The organism is uncultured Nocardioides sp., from assembly GCF_902805925.1.
GTDB lineage: Bacteria > Actinomycetota > Actinomycetes > Propionibacteriales > Nocardioidaceae > Nocardioides.
On sequence record NZ_CADCUP010000192.1, the window covers coordinates 23,457 to 42,790 of the forward strand.

At 71.0% G+C, this 19,334-nt stretch carries 16 protein-coding genes; 4 read left to right on the top strand and 12 right to left on the bottom strand.

Going from position 1 to position 19,334, the window contains the following annotated elements; genetic code table 11:
- Positions 1-9 precede the first annotated feature (9 nt).
- On the bottom strand, positions 10-309 hold the full coding sequence (locus QZX64_RS13945; protein ID WP_295660965.1) for an MTH1187 family thiamine-binding protein: 300 nt from the start codon (positions 307-309) through the stop codon (positions 10-12).
- A 282-nt stretch (positions 310-591) separates the two neighbouring features.
- Positions 592-1,326: a sulfite exporter TauE/SafE family protein gene (locus tag QZX64_RS13950; protein WP_295660966.1), complete on the bottom strand. Its 735-nt coding sequence runs from the start codon at positions 1,324-1,326 to the stop codon at positions 592-594.
- Between the two features lie 111 nt (positions 1,327-1,437).
- On the opposite strand from QZX64_RS13950, the gene QZX64_RS13955 reads away from it, so the two are divergent.
- A complete protein-coding gene (locus tag QZX64_RS13955) occupies positions 1,438-2,337 on the top strand; it encodes an ABC transporter ATP-binding protein (protein ID WP_295660968.1) in 900 nt (299 codons plus the stop codon).
- Positions 2,334-3,182 carry an ABC transporter permease subunit gene (locus tag QZX64_RS13960; protein WP_295660970.1) on the top strand — a complete coding sequence of 283 codons (849 nt, stop codon included), beginning with the start codon at positions 2,334-2,336 and terminating at the stop codon, positions 3,180-3,182. The genes QZX64_RS13955 and QZX64_RS13960 overlap by 4 nt, the downstream gene beginning before the upstream one ends.
- A gap of 71 nt (positions 3,183-3,253) precedes the next feature.
- Here QZX64_RS13960 and QZX64_RS13965 read toward each other — a convergent pair whose 3' ends face one another.
- Positions 3,254-6,130: an aconitate hydratase gene (locus tag QZX64_RS13965; RefSeq protein WP_295660972.1), complete on the bottom strand. Its 2,877-nt coding sequence runs from the start codon at positions 6,128-6,130 to the stop codon at positions 3,254-3,256.
- A 175-nt stretch (positions 6,131-6,305) separates the two neighbouring features.
- Between QZX64_RS13965 and QZX64_RS13970 the strand changes: the two genes are divergently transcribed.
- On the top strand, positions 6,306-7,310 hold the full coding sequence (locus tag QZX64_RS13970; protein ID WP_295660974.1) for a serine hydrolase: 1,005 nt from the start codon (positions 6,306-6,308) through the stop codon (positions 7,308-7,310).
- 121 nt (positions 7,311-7,431) lie between these two features.
- Here QZX64_RS13970 and QZX64_RS13975 read toward each other — a convergent pair whose 3' ends face one another.
- From QZX64_RS13975 to QZX64_RS14015, 9 genes are all read right to left on the bottom strand, one after another.
- The gene (locus QZX64_RS13975; protein WP_295660975.1) at positions 7,432-7,878 is read right to left on the bottom strand and encodes a thioesterase family protein; all 447 of its coding nucleotides are present in this window, start codon (positions 7,876-7,878) and stop codon (positions 7,432-7,434) included.
- On the bottom strand, positions 7,875-8,813 hold the full coding sequence (locus tag QZX64_RS13980) for a 3-hydroxyacyl-CoA dehydrogenase NAD-binding domain-containing protein (RefSeq protein WP_295660977.1): 939 nt from the start codon (positions 8,811-8,813) through the stop codon (positions 7,875-7,877). Before QZX64_RS13980 ends, QZX64_RS13975 begins: the two co-directional genes overlap by 4 nt.
- Position 8,814: 1 nt before the next feature.
- Positions 8,815-9,714 (bottom strand): 3-keto-5-aminohexanoate cleavage protein, encoded by a 900-nt coding sequence (locus QZX64_RS13985; RefSeq protein WP_295660980.1) that lies wholly within the window; start codon positions 9,712-9,714, stop codon positions 8,815-8,817.
- Entirely contained in the window at positions 9,711-10,877 is a 1,167-nt protein-coding gene (locus tag QZX64_RS13990; protein ID WP_295660982.1) for a serine hydrolase, read from the bottom strand. The genes QZX64_RS13985 and QZX64_RS13990 overlap by 4 nt, the downstream gene beginning before the upstream one ends.
- A gap of 5 nt (positions 10,878-10,882) precedes the next feature.
- Complete coding sequence (locus QZX64_RS13995; protein ID WP_295660984.1) at positions 10,883-12,688, bottom strand: ABC transporter ATP-binding protein; 1,806 nt, start codon at positions 12,686-12,688, stop codon at positions 10,883-10,885.
- Position 12,689: 1 nt separating this feature from the next.
- On the bottom strand, positions 12,690-13,532 hold the full coding sequence (locus QZX64_RS14000; protein ID WP_295660986.1) for an ABC transporter permease: 843 nt from the start codon (positions 13,530-13,532) through the stop codon (positions 12,690-12,692).
- On the bottom strand, positions 13,529-14,563 hold the full coding sequence (locus QZX64_RS14005) for an ABC transporter permease (RefSeq protein ID WP_295660988.1): 1,035 nt from the start codon (positions 14,561-14,563) through the stop codon (positions 13,529-13,531). Before QZX64_RS14005 ends, QZX64_RS14000 begins: the two co-directional genes overlap by 4 nt.
- Position 14,564: 1 nt before the next feature.
- Positions 14,565-16,073: an ABC transporter substrate-binding protein gene (locus QZX64_RS14010; RefSeq protein WP_295660990.1), complete on the bottom strand. Its 1,509-nt coding sequence runs from the start codon at positions 16,071-16,073 to the stop codon at positions 14,565-14,567.
- A 1,088-nt stretch (positions 16,074-17,161) separates the two neighbouring features.
- Positions 17,162-18,424, bottom strand: a complete 1,263-nt coding sequence (locus QZX64_RS14015; protein ID WP_295660992.1) for a YeeE/YedE family protein — start codon at positions 18,422-18,424, stop codon at positions 17,162-17,164.
- 432 nt (positions 18,425-18,856) lie between these two features.
- Between QZX64_RS14015 and QZX64_RS16735 the strand changes: the two genes are divergently transcribed.
- Positions 18,857-19,315 (top strand): ABC transporter ATP-binding protein, encoded by a 459-nt coding sequence (locus QZX64_RS16735; protein WP_366558553.1) that lies wholly within the window; start codon positions 18,857-18,859, stop codon positions 19,313-19,315.
- The last annotated feature ends 19 nt before the right edge of the window (positions 19,316-19,334 follow it).

Consider the following 19,334-nt stretch of genomic DNA (forward strand, 5'->3'; position numbering starts at 1 on the left):
CCGTGGCGGTCACCGCAGCCGGTCCTCGACCCGTTGCACCTTGGCGGCCAGCTGCCCGGTGTCGTGGCCGCGACGCAGGTCGGCCTTGAGCACCAGCCCGACGCGCGGCGCGGTCTCGGCGACCGTCAGCACGGCCTCCTTGACGACGGCCATCACCTCGTCCCACTCCCCCTCGATGTTGGTGAACATGGAGTTGGTCTCGCACGGCAGCCCGGACTCGCGGATCACCCGGACGGCCTCGGCGACCGAGGCCGACACGCCCCCGGTGTCGTCGGCGCCGGAGGGACTGATGCTGATGGCAACGATCATGGGCTCACCCTAGGAGACGTGCCGAGTCGCCTCTTTGTCTGGTTACTCGATGAAGTTCGGCCATGCCGCGGCACCTCCTCCGCTCCGCCTCGGGACCGCTGGACGTGCACGTATCGAGAGGACCGCCACGGTCGGGCCGGGGCTGCCTGCCGCACGCCGGGCGAGGTGGTGGACCCGCAGCGCTCGGCGACGCCTTCGTGGCCGATCCGTGGGTCGGCGACCTGGGGACCCGTGCTGCCGACCGACGTCGCCGCCCGGACCTGCCGCATCAGCGCCTGAGCCTCACAGCAGGGAGCGCACCAGCAGCACGGCCGCGGACGCCGCGCACACGCCGAGCACCACCTGGCGGAACCCCTCCCGCGGGACGCGGCCGCGCACCGCCGCCCCCACGGCGAAGCCGCCGACGACGAGCGGCAGGAAGAGCAGGCCGAGCCACAGGGACGCAGCCGGCATCTCCCCCGTGGCCGCGAACAGGGCGACGGAGAGCAGCGTCCCGACGAAGAAGAACACCGCCAGCGTCGCCCGGGTCTCCTGGGGCGGGCGGTGGCTGAACAGGACCGCCATCGGCGGCCCGCCGACCGAGGTGGCCGTCCCCGCCGTGCCGGCGGCCAGCCCGGCGAGGAACAGGCGCGCCGGCGTCAGTCGCACCTCGACCACCCAGTGGGCCAGCACGACGGCCGCCAGGACCATCAGGGCGACCACCACACCGAGCGCCCGGTCGGAGAAGGCGGCCACGAGCCACACCCCGAGGACGGTCCCCGGCAGGCGGGCCGGGAGCGCCCACGCGGTCGCCCACCAGTTCACGTGCCGCCACTCGGCCACCAGCACGAACAGCGACAGCGGCACCGCCAGCCACAGCAGCAGGGTCGGGGTGAGCGAGGGCTCGAGGAGCGCGACCACCGGCGCTCCGAGAAGACCGAGGCCGAGGCCGACCACCGACTGCACGAAGGCTCCCACGACCACGACGACCGCGAGCACCAGGACCACCTCGAGCGGCACCCCCACGACGTCGGTCACCCGGCCATTCATCCATACGGGTCGACCCTGAGGGCGCCTCGGGGTCCACTCCGGTGAGGCCGGGGTCGCACCCGATGTCCGCGCGCCGGCTGCCGCGGAAGTCTGGTCGACATGATCCTCATCGACTCGCTCACCATGAAGTACGGCGGCTTCACCGCCCTCGACGACGTGTCGTTCGCCTCCGAGCCCGGCCGGGTCACCGGCTTCCTGGGTCCGAACGGCGCCGGCAAGTCCACCACCATGCGCATCATGGTCGGCCTCACCAAGCCGACCTCCGGACACGCGACCGTCGCCGGCCGGCGCTACGCCGACCTGCCCAACCCCGGCCGGGAGGTGGGCGTGCTCCTCGACGCCTCCGCCCAGCACGCGGGCCGGACCGGGCGCGAGATCCTCACGATCGCGGCGCGCACCATGGGCGTCCCGGGACGGCGGGTGGACGAGATGCTCGACCTGGTGAGCCTCACGCCCACCGAGGCCGGCCGACGGGTCCGCAACTACTCGCTCGGCATGCGCCAGCGCCTCGGCATCGCCACCGCCCTCATCGGCGACCCGCACGTCCTCATCCTGGACGAGCCGGCCAACGGCCTGGACCCGGCCGGCATCCGCTGGATGCGCGACCTGCTCCGCGGGTACGCCGACCAGGGCGGCACCGTGCTGCTCAGCTCGCACCTGCTGCACGAGATCGAGGTCATCGCCGACGACCTCATCGTCATCGGCAACGGGCGGATCGTCGCCCAGGGCACCAAGGCCGAGCTCCTCGCCACCGCCGGGACGCTGGTCCGCACGCCCGACACCGCCGTGCTCGCGCAGGCCATCGCGTCGGCCGGCCTGGTCGCGCACTCGTCCGGACCGGACCTGCTGCGCGTGGAGTCGGACCCCCACGTCGTCGGGCGGATCGCCCTGGAGACCGGCGTCCCGCTGGTCGAGCTGCGCGCCGCCGAGGGCGCGGGGCTGGAGGAGATGTTCCTCGAGCTCACCGCCGAGACCCAACGAGAAGGAGCAGCAGCATGAGCACCACGACCATCACCCCCACGTCCGGCACCCCCGCGTCCGGCACCCCCACGTCCGGCACCCCCACGGCCGGCGCCCGCCGGACGACGTACCCGCCCATCCCGTTCGGTCGGATCCTGGGCGTGGAGCTGCGCAAGATGTTCGACACCCGCTCGGGATTCTGGCTCCTGATGAGCATCGGCATCCTGGCCGTGCTCGCCAGCGCGGCGGTCGTGCTCTTCGCACCGGACGAGGAGATCGCGTACGGCAGCTTCGCCGGTGCCATCGGCATCCCGATGTCGATCCTGCTGCCGGTCATCGCGGTCCTGTCGGTCACCGGCGAGTGGAGCCAGCGCTCCGGCCTCACGACCTTCACCCTGGTGCCGAGCCGCGGTCGCGTCATCGCTGCCAAGGCCGTCGCCGCTGTCGGCGTGGGGGTCGCCGGGATGGCCGTCGCGCTGGCGGTCGGCGCGCTCGGCAACGTCGTGGGCTCCCAGCTCGCCGGCGTGCCGACCCAGTGGGACGCCACCGCGGCCAACCTCGGCTTCATCGTGCTCGCCTCGGTGCTCGGGCAGCTGATGGGCTTCATGCTCGGCGTGCTGGTGCGCAACTCCCCCGGCGCGATCGTCGGCTACTTCGTCTACGCGTTCATCGTGCCGACGCTGTCCGGCGTGCTGGCCTCGACCCAGGACTGGTACCGCGACGTCCAGCAGTGGGTGGACTTCCAGTACAACCAGACCTCGCTCTACGACACGGTCGGCCTCTCGGGCGACGAGGCGGCCCAGCTGGCCGTGACCGCCGGCCTGTGGCTGGTCCTGCCGATGCTGGTGGGCCTGTGGCTGGTGAGCCGGTCGGAGGTCAAGTAGCACCGCTCGCACGACGCGCCGCCCGGTCCACCGGGCGGCGCGTCGTCGTACGGGGTGGTGCGGGGTGCGGGTCAGGCCCGGCGCAGGCTGCGCAGGACGTACTGCATGATGCCGCCGTTGCGGTAGTAGCCGGCCTCGCCCGGGGTGTCGATGCGGACCACCGCGTCGAACGAGACGTCGCCCGCGGTGACCTGGACCGTCCTCGGGGTGCGTCCCTCGTTGAGCTCGGTGACGCCGGTGACGGAGAAGGTCTCCTCCCCGGTCAGACCGAGCGACTCGGCGGTCTCGCCCTCGGGGAACTGCAGCGGCAGCACGCCCATGCCGATCAGGTTGGAGCGGTGGATTCGCTCGTAGGACTCGGCGATGACCGCCTTCACGCCCAGCAGTGCGGTGCCCTTGGCCGCCCAGTCGCGCGAGGAGCCGGAGCCGTACTCCTTGCCGGCCAGCACGACGAGCGGGGTGCCGGCCGCGACGTAGTGCCCGGAGGCCTCGAAGACGCTGGTCACCTCACCGTCGGCGGTGAAGTCCCGCGTGAAGCCGCCCTCGGTGCCGGGAGCGAGCTGGTTGCGCAGCCGGATGTTGGCGAAGGTGCCGCGGATCATGACCTCGTGGTTGCCCCGGCGCGAGCCGTAGGAGTTGAAGTCACGCTGCTCGACGCCGTGCTCGGCGAGGTAGGCACCGGCCGGCGAGTCCTTCTTGATGGCGCCCGCCGGGCTGATGTGGTCGGTGGTGACGGAGTCGCCCAGCTTGAGCAGCACGCGGGCGCCCTCGATGTCGGCGACCGGCTCGGGCTCGTCGGGCATGCCGTCGAAGTACGGGGGCTTGCGCACGTAGGTCGACTCGGGGTCCCACTCGAACGTCGTGCCCTCGGGCGTCGGCAGCGATCGCCACTGCTCGTCGCCGGCGAAGACGTCCTGGTAGCCGGCGTCGAACATGTCGGAGGTGATCGCCTGCGCGACGACCTCCTCGATCTCCGTCGCGGTGGGCCAGATGTCGCGCATGAAGACGTCGTTGCCCTCGGTGTCCTGGCCCAGGGGGTCGTTGAACAGGTCGACGTCCATCGACCCCGCCAGCGCGTAGGCCACCACGAGCGGCGGCGAGGCGAGGTAGTTCATCTTGATGTCGGGGTTGATCCGGCCCTCGAAGTTGCGGTTGCCCGAGAGCACCGACACGACGGCGAGGTCGTTGTCGTTCACGGCCTGGCTCACCTCGGGGATGAGCGGGCCGGAGTTGCCGATGCAGGTGGTGCAGCCGTAGCCGACGAGGTTGAAGCCCAGCTTGTCGAGGTACGGCGTGAGGCCGGACTTCTCGTAGTAGTCGGACACGACCTTGGAGCCGGGCGCCAGCGTGGTCTTGACCCACGGCTTGCGCTGCAGGCCCTTCTCGACCGCCTTCTTCGCGACCAGCGCGGCGCCGATCATCACCGAGGGGTTGGAGGTGTTGGTGCAGGAGGTGATGGCCGCGATGGTGACGGCGCCGTGGTCGATCTCGAACTCGGTGCCGTCGCCCAGGGTGACCCGGGCGGTGTTGCTGGGCCGGCCGTCCGCGGCCGCGGCGGCGTGGTCGTGCCAGTCGTCGGGGGCGCCGGCGCCGTTGCCGCCCTCGTCGCCCGCGTTGGAGGCCGGGGCATCGCTGGACGGGAAGGACTCGGCCGACGCCTCGTCGACCCTCGACTCCACGCCGTAGGGCCGGGTGTTCTGCGGCACGCCGGGCTTGCGGTCGTCGCCACCCGCCTGGTCGTCGCTGACGTAGTCGGCCAGCGCGGTGCGGAAGGCCTCCTTGGCGTCCGAGAGAGCAACGCGGTCCTGCGGGCGCTTCGGGCCGGCGAGGGACGGCACGACGGTGGCCAGGTCGAGCTCGAGCCTCTCGGAGTAGCGCGGCTCGGCGTCGGGGTCGTGCCAGAGCCCCTGCTCCTTGGCGTAGGCCTCGACCAGCGCGAGCTGCTGGTCGGCACGGCCGGTGAGGCGCAGGTAGTCGATGGTCTGCTCGTCGATCGGGAACACCGCGATGGTGGAGCCGAACTCCGGGCTCATGTTGCCGATCGTGGCGCGGTTGGCCAGCGGCAGGACCGAGACGCCGGGGCCGTAGAACTCCACGAACTTGCCGACCACGCCGTGCTTGCGCAGCATCTCGGTGATGGTGAGCACCAGGTCGGTCGCGGTGGCGCCCTCGGGCAGGTCGCCGTTGAGCTTGAAGCCCACCACGCGCGGGATGAGCATCGAGACGGGCTGGCCGAGCATGGCGGCCTCGGCCTCGATGCCGCCCACGCCCCAGCCCACCACGCCGATGCCGTTGACCATCGTGGTGTGGGAGTCGGTGCCGACGCAGGTGTCGGGGTAGGCCTGCAGCGTGCCGTCGACGTCGCGGGTGAAGACGGTCCGGGCGAGGTGCTCGATGTTGACCTGGTGCACGATGCCGGTGCCGGGCGGGACGACCTTGAAGTCGTCGAAGGCGCCCTGGCCCCAGCGGAGGAACTGGTAGCGCTCGCGGTTGCGCTCGTACTCGATCTCGACGTTGCGCTCGAACGCCTCGGGCGTGCCGAAGACGTCGGCGATCACGGAGTGGTCGATGACCAGCTCGGCGGGCGCGAGCGGGTTGATCCGCGACGGGTCGCCGCCGATGTCGGCCATCGCCTCGCGCATGGTGGCGAGGTCGACGACGCAGGGGACGCCGGTGAAGTCCTGCATGATCACGCGGGCGGGCGTGAACTGGATCTCCTTGCTGGGCTCCGCCTCGGCGTCCCAGCCGGCGATGGCGCGGATGTCGTCGGCGGTGATGTCGGCGCCGTCCTCGGTGCGCAGGAGGTTCTCGAGCAGCACCTTGAGGCTGTACGGCAGCCCCGCGACGTCGAGCCCGTCGCCCTCGACCGCGTCGAGCCGGAAGATCTCGTACGACGTGTCGCCCACGTCGAGGGTGCCCTTGGCACCGAAGCTGTCCTGGCTCGCCATCAGTCGTCTCCTCGTGGTTGCTCGTGGTGTCGCGCGCGACCCATCTTGCCGCCGCGCGGCAACGGGGCGGAAGTAAGGCAGCCCTCATTCACCGTCGGCGGATATCTCTTGACATCAAGATACATGACGCCGCCGCACCGTGCCAGCACCGACGGCGGGAGGTACGTTGAGCCCGATGGAGTCGCTCCAGGACGCGGTCGATGCAGAGGCGGAACGCACCGGGTTCTCCGGCGTGGTCCACGTGGACCGCTCGGGAGTGATCGAGCTGTCCAGTGCCTATGGGCTCGCCGATCGTGCTCACGGGGTCCCCAACACGGTCGGCACCATGTTCGCGATCGCGAGCGGGTCGAAGACCATGACCGCCATGGCCGTGATGAGCCTGGTCGAGCGGAAGGCCTTCAAGCTCGGGACGACCGCCCGTTCGCTGCTCGGCGAGGACCTGCCCCTCATCGCCGATGACGTGACGGTCGAGCACCTGCTGGCGCATCGTTCCGGGATCGGCGACTACCTCGACGAGGACGCCGTCGACGACATCGGTGACTACGTGATGCCGGTGCCGGTGCACGAGCTGGCGACCACCGAGCAGTTCCTGCCGGTGCTCGACGGTCACGCGACCGTGTTCGCAGCCGGCGAGCGGTTCGCCTACAACAACGGTGGATACGTCGTGCTCGCGCTCCTGGCCGAGCGCGCGACCGGGGTGGGGTTCCACGAGCTGGTTCGCACACTGGTCTGTGAGCCTGCAGGTATGGACGCCACCGCGTTCCTGCGCTCCGACGAGCTCCCCGGCCACGCCGCCGTGGGCTACCTGTCCGTGGACGGTGCACGGACCAACGTGTTCCATCTCCCTGTGCGCGGCAACGGCGACGGCGGCATCTACACGACCGCAGCGGACCTCAGCGCCTTCTGGGACGCACTCTTCGCCGGACGCATCGTCTCCCCGGAGTCACTCGCCCAGATGGTGCGGCCGCGCAGCGAGGTGCCGGAGGGATCCATGCGCTACGGCCTCGGCCTGTACCTCTCCGGTGCCCACGACACGGTCTGGCTCGACGGGCACGACGCAGGCGCGTCGATGATCAGCCTGCACCGGCCCTCGGCATCCTTGACCTGCACGGTCATCTCGAACTGGTCCGATGGTGCCTGGCCGGTCCTCGAGCTGCTCGACCACCGACTGGGCCCCTGAGCACCACCATCTGCGACACGGCACGGACCGCACGGCGACCACGCAGCCCGTGCGCACCGGTGCTCTCCGGGGGGCCGGCGACCTGAGGCGGACCGGCGTGACCTGCCGTTGGCCGAGGGGCTCAGCCGCCCGGGGACAGCCGGATCCGCCCGCTCGCCTCGCCCGGCGGGGCGACGCATGCCTCCCGGGCGCGGGAGGCGACGTCGTCCGGGAACGGCGCCGGGGCGCCACCCCGCACGTGGATCCCCAGCACCTCCTCCGTCGCGCGGAGCCGGTCCGCCACCCACAGCTCGTGCCAGACCCACAGCAGCTTGCCGGTGACGCCGATGACCGACGAGCGGACCTCGAGGTCGCTGCCGCCCGGCACCTCCGCGAGGTAGCGGACGTGCGCCTCGACCGTGTAGAGCGAGGCGTCGTGTGCGGACCGGTAGTCCGGGCCCAGCCCCACGGCGTCCATGACCGCATCGGTGGCGTGGCCGAAGACCAGCACGTAGTAGGCCTCGGAGAGGTGGCCGTTGTAGTCGATCCAGGCGGCTTGGACCGACTCGCGCCAGGTGCTGGTGGTCACGCGCGGCCCAGGGCGCGCAGCACCGCGATCACGCCGCGGTCGCGCTCCGCCACGAGGTCGTCGATCGTCCGGCCGGCCGCCTCCCGGTCACACCCCTCGACCACGGCGTCGCGCAGCTCAGGGGTGAGCTCGGCGGCCCGGAGCCGGGTCCAGGGCGACAGCAGCGAGGGGCCGAAGTGGTCGAGCATGTGCGCCATCCCGCCCTGTCCCCCTGCGAGGTGGAAGGTCAGCATGGGGCCCTGCACGGGCCACCGGAGGCCGGGGCCGTCGGTGATCGAGAGGTCGATCTGCTCCACCGTCGCCTCGCCGGCCGCGACCATGTGCAGGGCCTCGCGCCACAGCGCCTCCTGCAGGCGATTGGCGATGAAGCCGGGGACCTCCCGGTCCATCGTGATCACGGACTTGCCCGCGAGCCGGAAGAAGTCGGAGGCCCACGCCACCACCTCGGGGTCGGTGCGTGTGCCGCCGGCGACCTCCACGAGCGGGATCAGGTACGGCGGGTTGAAGGGGTGCCCGACCACCGTGCGGCCAGGGCGGGCGCACTCGGTCTGCATCTCCGACATCCCGAAGCCCGACGTGGACGAGGAGATCACGACGTCCTCCGGCGTCGCCGCGTCGATGTCGGCCAGCAGCCGGCGCTTGAGCGCGAGGTCCTCCGGGGCGCTCTCCTGGACGAAGTCCGCCTGGACGCAGGCCCTCCCCAGGTCGGGCTCGAAGACCAGGGAGGCCCGGTCGGCGCCGTCCGCCAGCCCGAGCTCGCTCAGCGCCGGCCACGCGGCGTCGACGAGGTGGTGCAGCCTCTCCTCCGCGCCGGCGCCCGGGTCCCAGGCGACCACCCGGTAGCCCCTGGCGAGGAAGTAGGCGGCCCATCCGCCGCCGATGACGCCGGCGCCCGCGCACACGACGGTGCGCACGTCCTGCGAGGCCGGTCGCACCTCAGGACCACGCCTTGAGTCGCAGGATCTCGCGGGCCTCGTCCGGCGTCGCGACCTTCGCCCCCATCGCCTCGACGATGGTGCGGGCCTGCTCCACCAGCTGCCCGTTGGTGGCCTTCACGCCCTTGCGCAGGTAGAGGTTGTCCTCGAGCCCGACGCGCACGTGGCCGCCCAGCAGGACCGACTGCGCCACCCACGGCATCTGCATGGGACCGAGCGCGAACGACGCCCACACCGCGCCCTCGGGCAGCTGCTGGACCATCGCGGCGAGGGTGGCGGGATCGGCGGGCGCGCCGTACGGGATGCCCATGCACAGCTGGAACAACGCCGGCGAGTCGATCAGGCCCTCCTCGACGAGCTCCTTGGCGAACCACAGGTGACCGGTGTCGAAGATCTCCATCTCCACCCGGACGCCGAGCTCCTGGATCCGCTTCGCCCCGTCGCGCAGCATGTCCGGCGTGCTCACGTAGACCAGGCTGCCCCCGCCGAAGTTGAGGCTGCCGCAGTCGAGCGTGCAGATGTCGGGGAGGAGCTCCTCCACGTGCGCGAGCCGCTCGACCCCGTTGACGAGGTCGGTGCCGTCGAGGAACGTCGTGGGCGCCTGCGGGTCCAGGACGAGGTCGCCGCCCATCCCGGCGGTGGTGTTGACGATGACGTCGACGTCGGACGCGCGGATCCGCTCGACCACCTCGCGGTACAACGCGACGTCGCGCGACCCCTTGCCGGTCTCGGGGTCCCGGACGTGGACGTGGACGATCGCGGCGCCCGCACGGGCGGCCTCGATCCCCGCCTCGGCGATCTGCTCCGGGGTCACGGGCACGAGCTCCGAGCGGCCGACGGTGTCCCCCGCGCCGGTCAGGGCACAGGTGATCATCACCGTGCGGTTCATCGCGGCCTTCATGGGTGCCTCTCCTTCTGTCTGTCTGCTCGTTCTTCTGGCTGGGTCCCGGAGGTCGCCGCGGCGTCGAGGAGGGCGTGCAGCCCGAGGTAGCTGAGGTCGCGGTGCTGGCGGTCGGCCCAGGGGTCGTCGTAGGGCCACAGGGAGGTCTTGACCACGGCCGAGCCCGTACGCCGGTCGACCGCGGCCAGCTGGCCACGGCTGCCGTCGGCGGTGACCCGGTGACCCTCGTCGTCCATCGGCCACCAGTGGTAGCCGAAGCCGGCGTGGGTGGTGATGCTGCTCGGCAGGCGCCCCACCCCCAGGAAGGGGTACGCCGGCCGCGCGGCCGCCGCGACCCAGTCCGGGTCGAGCAGCCGCTCGCCCGTGTCGCTGCGCCCCGCGACGGCCAGCAGGGCGACCTTCGCCCAGTCCCGCGCCGTGGCGGCCAGGCCGCCCCCGGCCAGGGCCACCCCGGCGCCGTCGACCGCCATGGCGGCGTCGTGGGTGCAGCCCAGGTCGCGCCAGAGCCGGGTCAGGTCGTCGGCGTACGCGCGCCCGGTCGCGCGCTCGCGCACCCAGTCCAGGACCTGCGAGTCGGCGGTGCAGTAGGCGAAGCGCGTCCCGGGTGCCTCCCCCTGCCGCACCGAGGCCAGCAGCGCGCGGGAGTCCCCCGGTCCGGCGAAGCATGCCAGGAGCCGCGAGGCCGGGCTCGCGGGGTCGCGGTGGTCCTCGACCCAGTCGACGCCCGAGGTCATGGTGAGGAGGTCCGCGACCGTGGTGCCGTCGTACCCGCTGCCGGAGAGGTCGGGGACGTGCGCGACCACGTGGTCGGCCGGCGTCAGGGCACCCTCCCGGACCGCCCGGCCCACCAGGTGGGCGAGGACCGACTTGGACATCGAGGCGCCGAGGAATCGCGTGTCGGGCCCCAGTCCGTCGGCGTACCACTCGTGCACGACGCGGCCGCCCTCGACCACGAGCAGCGAGGTGGACCACGTCTCGTGGACCCACGCCGGCAGGCTGCGCGACCGTCCGGCGCCGGAGACCTCGACCGCCAGGCCCCGGGGCGCCCCCGGCAGCGGGCGGCCCGCGGCCGCCGGCACGGCCACGTGGCTCCAGCCCGGCTCCTGCTGGGGGTCGGTGAACGGCAGGGTGGAGAGTGCGGACCCCACGGTGGAGACGCGCACCCGGCTCAGTCGATCCGCGGGCTGTTCGAGAGCAGCTTGCGGGTGTACTCCTCCCGCGGGGTCTCCATGACGGTCACGACGGGGCCCGCCTCGACGACCTGCCCGTCCTGCAGGATCTGGACGCTCGCCGCGATCGAGCGCACCAGCGCCAGGTTGTGGGTCACGAAGAGCATGCTGATGCCCCGCTCCTGGCGCAGCCCCTCGAGCAGCTCCACGATCGACCCCTGCACCGACACGTCCAGCGCCGAGGTGATCTCGTCGCAGATCATCACGTCGGGCTGGGCGGCCAGCGCGCGGGCGATGGCGACCCGCTGCCGCTCACCGCCCGAGAGCCGGCTGGCCTGGTAGTGCAGCATCTGCGAACCGAGCGCGACCTGGCCCATGAGCTCGACGACCCGGTCGGTGGCCTCCTTGCCCCTGGCCAGGCCGAACAGCTCCATGGGCCGCCGGATGATCTGCTCGATGGTCAGCCGCGGGTTCAGCGAGAGGTAGGGGTTCTGGAAGATGTACTGCATGCGTCGCCGGTCCTCGGCGGTGCGCTTGCGGGCGCTGGTCGCCAGGGTCCGGCCCTCGAAGGCGACGGTGCCGGTCCAGTCCTTGTGCAGGCCGCCGACCGAGCGCGAGATCGTGGTCTTGCCGCTGCCGGACTCGCCGACCAGCGCGACCACCTCTCCCTTGGCCAGGTCGAAGGAGACGTCGTGGACCACCTGCTTGCGGCCGTAGAAGACCGTGAGGCCCTCGACCGAGAGGATGACGTCGCGCGCGCGGTCGGGGTCGGCGTCGGGGACGGTGCCGAGGTTGATGTCCCACGTCCCGATCTCGCCGACCCGGTGGCAGCGCACGTCGTGGTCGGGCGCGATGGTGCGCAGCTCCGGCACCTCCGTGCGGCACCGGTCGACGACGAAGCCACACCGGTCGTTGAACCGGCAGCCGTCGGGCCGGCGGCCGGGAGACGGTGTCCGGCCCGGGATGCCCTTGAGGGCGCGGGCCTGGCTCAGGTGCGGGATCGAGTCGAGCAGCGCCCGGGTGTAGGGGTGCGAGGGGTTCTGGAAGATCGTGTCCCGGGGCCCGAGCTCGGCGATCTGCCCGGCGTACATCACGGCGACCCGGTCGGCGATGTTGGCCACCACGGCGAGGTCGTGCGTCACGTAGAGCGCGCTGACGCCGTGGGCGCGGCACAGCCCGGCCATCGTGTCGAGGACCATCTTCTGGGTGGTCACGTCGAGGCCGGTCGTGGGCTCGTCGAGCACGAGCACCTTGGGCTTGGGCAGGAACGCCATGGCCAGCGCGACGCGCTGCACCTGTCCGCCCGAGAGCTGGTGGGCGTAGCGCCGGAGGAACTCGTCGTCGTTCGGCAGCCCTACCTCGGCCAGGCCGTCCCGGGCGGCCTGCAGCCGCGACCCGGCGGTGCCGATGCCGCGCAGCTGCTGCAGCTCGACGATCTGCCTGCCGATCCGGATGCTGGGGTTGAGCGCGGACGCAGGGTCCTGCGGGACGTAGGCGATCTCCTCGCCGCGCAGCTTGCGCACCTCGCGCCAGTGCATGGTGAGGACGTCGCGGTCCTCGAGCAGGACCCTGCCCGCCGAGATGTGGGCGCCCGCCCGCGAGTAGCCGAGCAGCGAGGTGCCGACCGTCGTCTTGCCCGAGCCGGACTCGCCCACCAGGCCGACGACCTCACCGGGTCTCAGCACCAGGTCGATGCCGTCGACGACGTCGACGTCATCGCCGGTCAGGCTGACACCGAGGTCCTCGATGACCAGGCCGCCGGTCCTCCTGACGACGTGGCCGGTGGCGGAGGTGGTGGCGGTCATGTCAGTCGCCCTTCTGGCTCGCCTGCGCGAGGCCGTCGGCCATCAGGTTGGTCGCGATGGTGAAGATGGCGATCATCAGCACCGGCGCCACCACCGCCCAGGGTTGGGTCTGGAGACCCAGTCGGTTCTCGTTCATCATCTGGCCCCAGTTGGCCGCGCCCGGGTCCGCGGCGAAGCCGAGGAAGCCGAGGGCGGCGACCACCCCGATCGAGTAGGTGAGCCGGAGCCCGGCCTCCGCGAGCAGCGGCCCGATCATGTTCGGGAGCACCTCGGCGACGATCACGCGGCTCCGCTTCTCGCCGAGCGCCTCGGCGGCGACCACGAAGTCGCGGGACACGATCCCGAGTGCGACGCCGCGCGAGACCCGCGCCACCCTGGGCGCGTGCGAGACCCCGATGAGGACCACGATCACCCACGAGGCGGGATTCTGCAGGGCCGTGAGGACGACCAGGGCGAGGAGGATCTGCGGGAAGGCGAGGAGCACGTCGTTGAGGCGCATGATGACCTCGTCCCACCACCCGCCGGCGTAGGCCGCGACCACGCCGATCAGGACACCGAGCACCATGCCGAGCAGGGTCGCGAGCACCGAGATGAGCAGGACTCCCTGGCCGCCGTGCATCAGTCGGCTCAACACGTCCTGGCCGATGTAGTCGGTGCCGAAGAGCCCGTCGGGGGCGTACGGCGGTCCGGCGGTCTCCTCCTCGGTGTACGGCGCGAAGAACGGCGCGAGGATCGCGAACAGCACGATGAGCAGGGTCACGCCGAACCCGAACGCGAACCGCTTCTGCTGGAGCGCCCGGCGGAAGAAGCTAGCCGGGGCGGGGGCTGCCTGGGTGTCGGTCATGAGGAGATCGCCGTCCTCGCGCGCGGGGTCAGGAGGATCGAGAGCACGTCGGCCACGAGGTTCACCACGATGTAGACCCCGGCGATGATCATGCTGAGCGCCTGGACCATCGGGACGTCGTGGTTGCGGACCGAGTCGACGAGCTGCTTGCCGACCCCGGGGTAGGCGAACAACGTCTCGACGAGCACGACGCCGCCGGCCAGCCACGCGAGCTGGAGGGCGATGACCTGGATGCCGGGCACGATCGCGTTGAGCAGCGCGTGCCTGCGCATCACGACCGGCTCGGGGATGCCCTTGAGCCGGGCGAGCTCGACGTAGTCGCTGTCGAGCACCTCGAGCAGGGTCGCCCGCACGATCCGGGAGACGTACGGCGTCACCGCGAGCACCAGCGTGGCGACCGGGAGCACCATGCCCTTCGGCTCGTCCCACGGGCTGCCGCCCGGGGCCACCAGGGTGACGGCCGGGAAGATGTTGAACACCGACGTCGAGAAGAGGGCGACCAGCAGGATGCCGGTCACGAACTCGGGGACGCCGGCCAGCGCCAGCAGGACCGTCTGGATGACGGTGTCCGGGCGCTTGCGACGGAAGTGCGCCGAGATCATCGCGATGCCGAAGGCCAGCGGGATCATGACCAGCGCCGACAGGAGCACCAGCACCAGCGTGTTCGTGACCGTGCTCGAGATCTGGCCCCACACCGGCTGCTGGTTGGCCAGCGACGTACCCAGGTCACCGGTCACCAGGCCGCCGAGCCAGTCGAGGTAGCGGCTGACCAGGGAGTCGCCGACGCCGAGCTGGTCCTCCAGCTGCTGGCGTCGGGCGACGTTGGAGTCGTAGTCGCGCCCGAGGATCGCGCGGACCGGGTCGCCGAGGGCGGCGGTGGCCACGAAGACCAGGACCGAGACGAGCCACATGGTCAGGGCCGCCAGGCCGAGGCGGCGTGCGAGCCAGAGGCCCCACGCCGCCCCGCCGGAGCGGCCCCGAGGAGGTGCGACCTCCGCGAGCGGATCAGGGAGAGTCGCGACCTGGGTCATCTCAGACCGAGACCTTGCTGAACTTGTAGTTGCCGAGCGGTAGGTACTTGCTGGGCTCCAGGCCCTGCACGTTGCTCGCGTGGGCGTCGATCTGGTTGCGGAAGCCCCAGATGATCAGCCCGCCCTCGTTGTACTCGATCTCCTGCGCGTCGCGGATCAGCTCGGCCCGCCTGGCCTCGTCGACCTCCTTGGCCGCCGCGTTGACCAGGTCGCGGTGCTCCTGGTTGTCCCAGTGGGTCTCGTTGTAGGTGCCGCCCTGCTCCGGCGGGAACGTGCCGACCACCGCCTGCGGGATGTAGTTGCGGGTGTTCCAGAAGTCCTGGGCGAAGGTGTAGGACAGGTAGTCGTCGTCGTAGAACGGCGTCTTCTTGGTGACCTTGACCTCGACCCCGGCTGCCTTGGCCTGCTCGGCGAAGAGGTTCGCCGCCGGGACGGCCACGGAGCCGATGTCGTCGCCGGTGAACAGCTCGACCTGCAGGCCCTCCGCACCCGCCTGGGCGAGCAGGGACTTGGCCTGGTCGATGTCCTGCTCGCGCTGCGGCAGGTCGCTGGCATAGGCCGTGTCCAGCGGGGCGTAGAGGTCGTTGCCCAGCGAGCCGTAGCCGCTCAGCGTCTGGTCGATCATCGCCTGCCGGTCGACGATCAGGCGGAAGGCCTGGCGGACGCGGACGTCGTTGAACGGCGCCTGGTCGACGCGCATGGTGAACGGCGTCCACTGGCCGCCCTGGGCCTCGAGCACGCCGCCGCCGGCCCCCTTGATGGTGTCGATCAGGTTGTAGGGCAGGTTGTCCAGCGTCTGGATCTGGTTGGCCTGCAGCGCGTTGACCTTCGCGTTGTCGTCGGCGAAGTCCTGGATGACCAGCTCGTCGAGGAAGGCGGCGTCGCCCCAGTAGTCGGCGTACTTGGTGAAGGTGCTGGTCTTGCCGGCCTCGAACGACTCGTAGGCGAACGCACCGGTGCCGACCGGGTTGGCCGGGTCGAACTCACCGCCGGGGATGATGCCCAGGGTGTACTCAGCGAGCAGCGAGTCGAGGATCGCGTAGGGCGTGTTGAGGACGATCTGCAGGGTGGCCTCGTCGACGACCTTGGACGACTCGAAGTCGATGATCTGCGAGAGCTGACCACCGGCCGACAGCGGCGCCTTCGGGTCCGCGACGCGGCGGATGCTGAGCCAGGCGTCCTCCGCGGTCACCGGCTGACCGTTGTGGAAGGTCGCGCCCTGCCGCATGGTGACCGTCCAGGTCTTGGCGTCGGCGGAGGGCTCCACGGACTCGGCGAGCGCCGCCTCGAGCTCGTAGTTGTTGTTCCAGAACAGCAGCGGCTCGTAGAGGTTGCAGACCCGGGCGATGTCGGCCGCGGTGACCGGCTGATGCGGGTCGATGGTGTCCTTGGCGCCGCCGCCGGTGGCGCCGTGGATGAGGGTGCCGCCGGACGCCTGCGGGCCACCACCGCCGCCGCCTCCCCCGCCGCCGTCCTCGCCGCAGGCGGTGAGGAAGCTGCTGCCGGCCACGGCAGCGACGCCGATCCCGGAGTATCTCAACAGCTGGCGGCGGGAAAGCTCGAAGCTGGGGCGCGGATTCTGGTTCACTTGGTGACTCCCTGTAGCGCTATGCGAACGGGACGGCTGTGGTGTGGGCAACATAGTGGCTGGAATAACCCGCAGGAAATGAAAACGCGGCAATGGAGACGGAATTGTCACCAGTGGCCCAGCGGTCCAGGTCCACCAACAGGTCGCGTGAGGGCTTGCAGCATCGCCCGTAGCCCTGCACCTGTGCGAACCGCGCGCGAGCTCCCGGGGCGCGGAACAGGGCACGCAGTGGCGCACAGTGCGCCCACAGAGCGCCACAAGACGGGTCGGAGGTCGACGACTTCCTCGCGAGTCGCGTCACCGCAGGTCAGAGCCGCTTTTCTCCAGCAGCGCGACACATTCGACGTGGTGCGTCATCGGGAACACGCAAACGGCACTGAGCGTGAGTGCGATCGTTTGCGACTGGCTGCCCACATCGGACCAAACTGGCCACTGACCTGCGACGATGCCGCTGTTGCGCCTTGACATCGTCAGAACGTCTTTGCTGGAGGTTGCGAATCAAACCGAGCCCAATCCGAGCCCTCCGGTCATCGGGCGCCGGCAGTCGCAAACGACAGCAGGTCCAGATCTCCCCCCGAGCGCGAGCTTCGAGTACTGATCTATCACCGCCACGGGGATTTGGCCGCGGTCGGAGACGACGAAGTCGTTCGCGGATGCCCAGCGACGCACTCCGGCCGGAGTCGGCGGCGCAGGCGCGAGCGGCGGTGCCGCTTCGAGGCCGCGTACGACGATGTCTCACCGACGATCTTCTCGAAGAACCCGACGCGAGCGGCCGCGAGGAAGCGGCATGTCCACTCCTGGGCGAGCTCGCGGTCTCGCAGAACACGATCGGCACGGTCGGGAACCGGACCTGGCACTCGGCGATCCCGTCGGCGACGACGCTCGGCCGAACGTGGTCGAGTTTGAAGACTTGCGAGTAGCGCTCCTCCGCGACCACTGCGCGCGTGGGATTGCCAGCAGTTCGGTGAGCTGGAATCTCAGCTTCCCTGCGGTGAGCCGGGCGTAGCCCGTCAGCACACCCCGTCGGTGGGGCGAGGGCGGGAGAGTCCAAAGAACGGGCGGAATCGCAGTCCGATCCAGGTGCCGAGGAGTGCCATGATCCCCCAGATCCAGCCGTGCAGGCTCATGGAGGCGATCCCGCCCAGGTAGGCCCCGATGTTGCAGCCGTAGGCGAGCCGGGCGCCGTACCCCATCAGCAGTCCGCCGATCACAGCGCCGAGCGCCAGCCGGCCGGGAATGCGGCGGTGCAGCTTGAAGGCCCCGGCCAACGCGGAGGCGATGAGGGCACCAACCATGATTCCGAAGTTCGTCAGGCTGGTGCTCTCGGCCAGCACGGATCCACTGAGGACCTCGGCTCGTGGGCCCGACCAAAAGCCCCAGGTGGTTGGGTCGGCCAGTCCCAGGGCGCCCGCAGCCTTCGATCCCCAGAGCGCGAACGCCGTGGTCACGCCCCACGGAGCGCCGGAGACCAGCAGGACCCCGAGGTTCAGCACCGCGAGGGCGAGCGCGCCGACCCACAGCGGCCACGCGCCACGAACCACCCGGGACACGCCGGTCGCGGTCGCCACTGGCTCCACCGGAGGTGGGTTCCTGCGGCGCCCAACGAGCAGTGTCGCGACCGCGATCAGACCGAGCACGACGAGCGTCGCAGCGAGTCCGCCCACCGTGCCGCCAAAGAGGTCCGACAGGCTGACCGGCCCCATCGAGGGGGTCGCCTCCCACCAGTCCATGTGTGCCGCTCCGACGGTGGCACCGATCACAAAGCCACCGAGGGTCAGCAGGATGGACGTGTGACCGCTGCCGACGGCATAAAGGGTGCCGGACGCGCAGGCACCGCCGACCTGCATGCCGACCCCGAAGATCGTGGCACCGACGACCACCCCGATGCCCACCGGTGAGACGTACCCCGCAACCGCGGCCCCCGTCGGGCTGACACCCGCGGCCAGGAACGGCGCGAACAGGATCGCGGTCGCTGCCAGCAGCACCGTGTGGGCGCGCAGCGCCTTGCCCTGCCCCACTGCGACGAGCTGCCGCCACGCCGAGGTGAAACCGAACCGGGCATGGAACAACGCGAAGCCCAGGCCCACCCCGAGCAGCAGCAGGGCGGCCTGGGGCACACCCTGCGTGCGCAGCGTGTAGGCCAGCAACCCGACGGCAATAGCACCACCTACCAGTGCCACTCCTCGCTGGGCCGGTGGTGCCGCGGGTGTCGGCGGCAGCCGTCGTGGACGTGAGGCGTCGACGGTGCGTTCGGGCTCGGTGTACGTGGACATGGAAGAGGACTCCAGACGTGTTGAAACGCGGACGCCTGGCCCAACGCGATGCCACTCCGGCAACATTCCCGCCCCGGCTCGTTGGTCTCCGAGGCCCGCAGGCAGTCAACAGTCCACTCGCGCCAGCGCAGCGATCGCCAGGCGCTAAAGGTGCGGGTGGGCCAGTGGAGCCCGCGCAGCATTCGCATCTCCCAAGTCTCTCGCCTCGCCAAGTCCCCGTACTGTGAGCGCGCTTACCGAGCATCGAGTCCGATGAGTGAGTCAACCCCTTGCGCCCCCAGCTATTAGCGCCGAGGTCCGGGCATCTGCGTCCACGGCGAGGCCTCCCGACGAGTTCGGTAAAGCAGGGTCCCTTGGTTAGGCGGTCCTTAGTTAGCCAAACCTTCCTTGTCATGAGCGCTGCGCTGGTCGGTCACGAGCTGGTGCTCGGCTATGCCCGCAGCACGGTCGTGCGCGGTCGTGCACGGCGTGTCGGTGGGGCTGGAGGCCGGTGTCGTCACCGCCCTCATCGGCCCGAACGCATCTAGCAAGTCCACCGTTCTGCGATCGCTGGCCCGGCTGCACCCGGTCACCTCCGGGGCGGTGGAGCTCGCCGGCGCTGACAGCGACTCGCTCAGCGCGCGGGCCTTCGCACACCGGGTCACCCTGCTCTCCCAGTCCCGTCCCCACCCGTCTGGACTGACCGTGCACGACGTGGTCGCGTTCGGGCGGCATCCGCACCGGCGTCGCTTCGCAGCGCTCACCGAGTCCGACCGGCAGAGCATGGCTCATGCGATGCAGCTGACGGGTACGACGGCTATGGCGGAAAGGCTCACCCGCGAGAATTCCCGGGCGGGTAGGGCAGTCCCGAGGGACCACGACGTTGACGCGCCAGCTGCGCCGTGGACGTGATCCGGCGTCCGGAACCTCG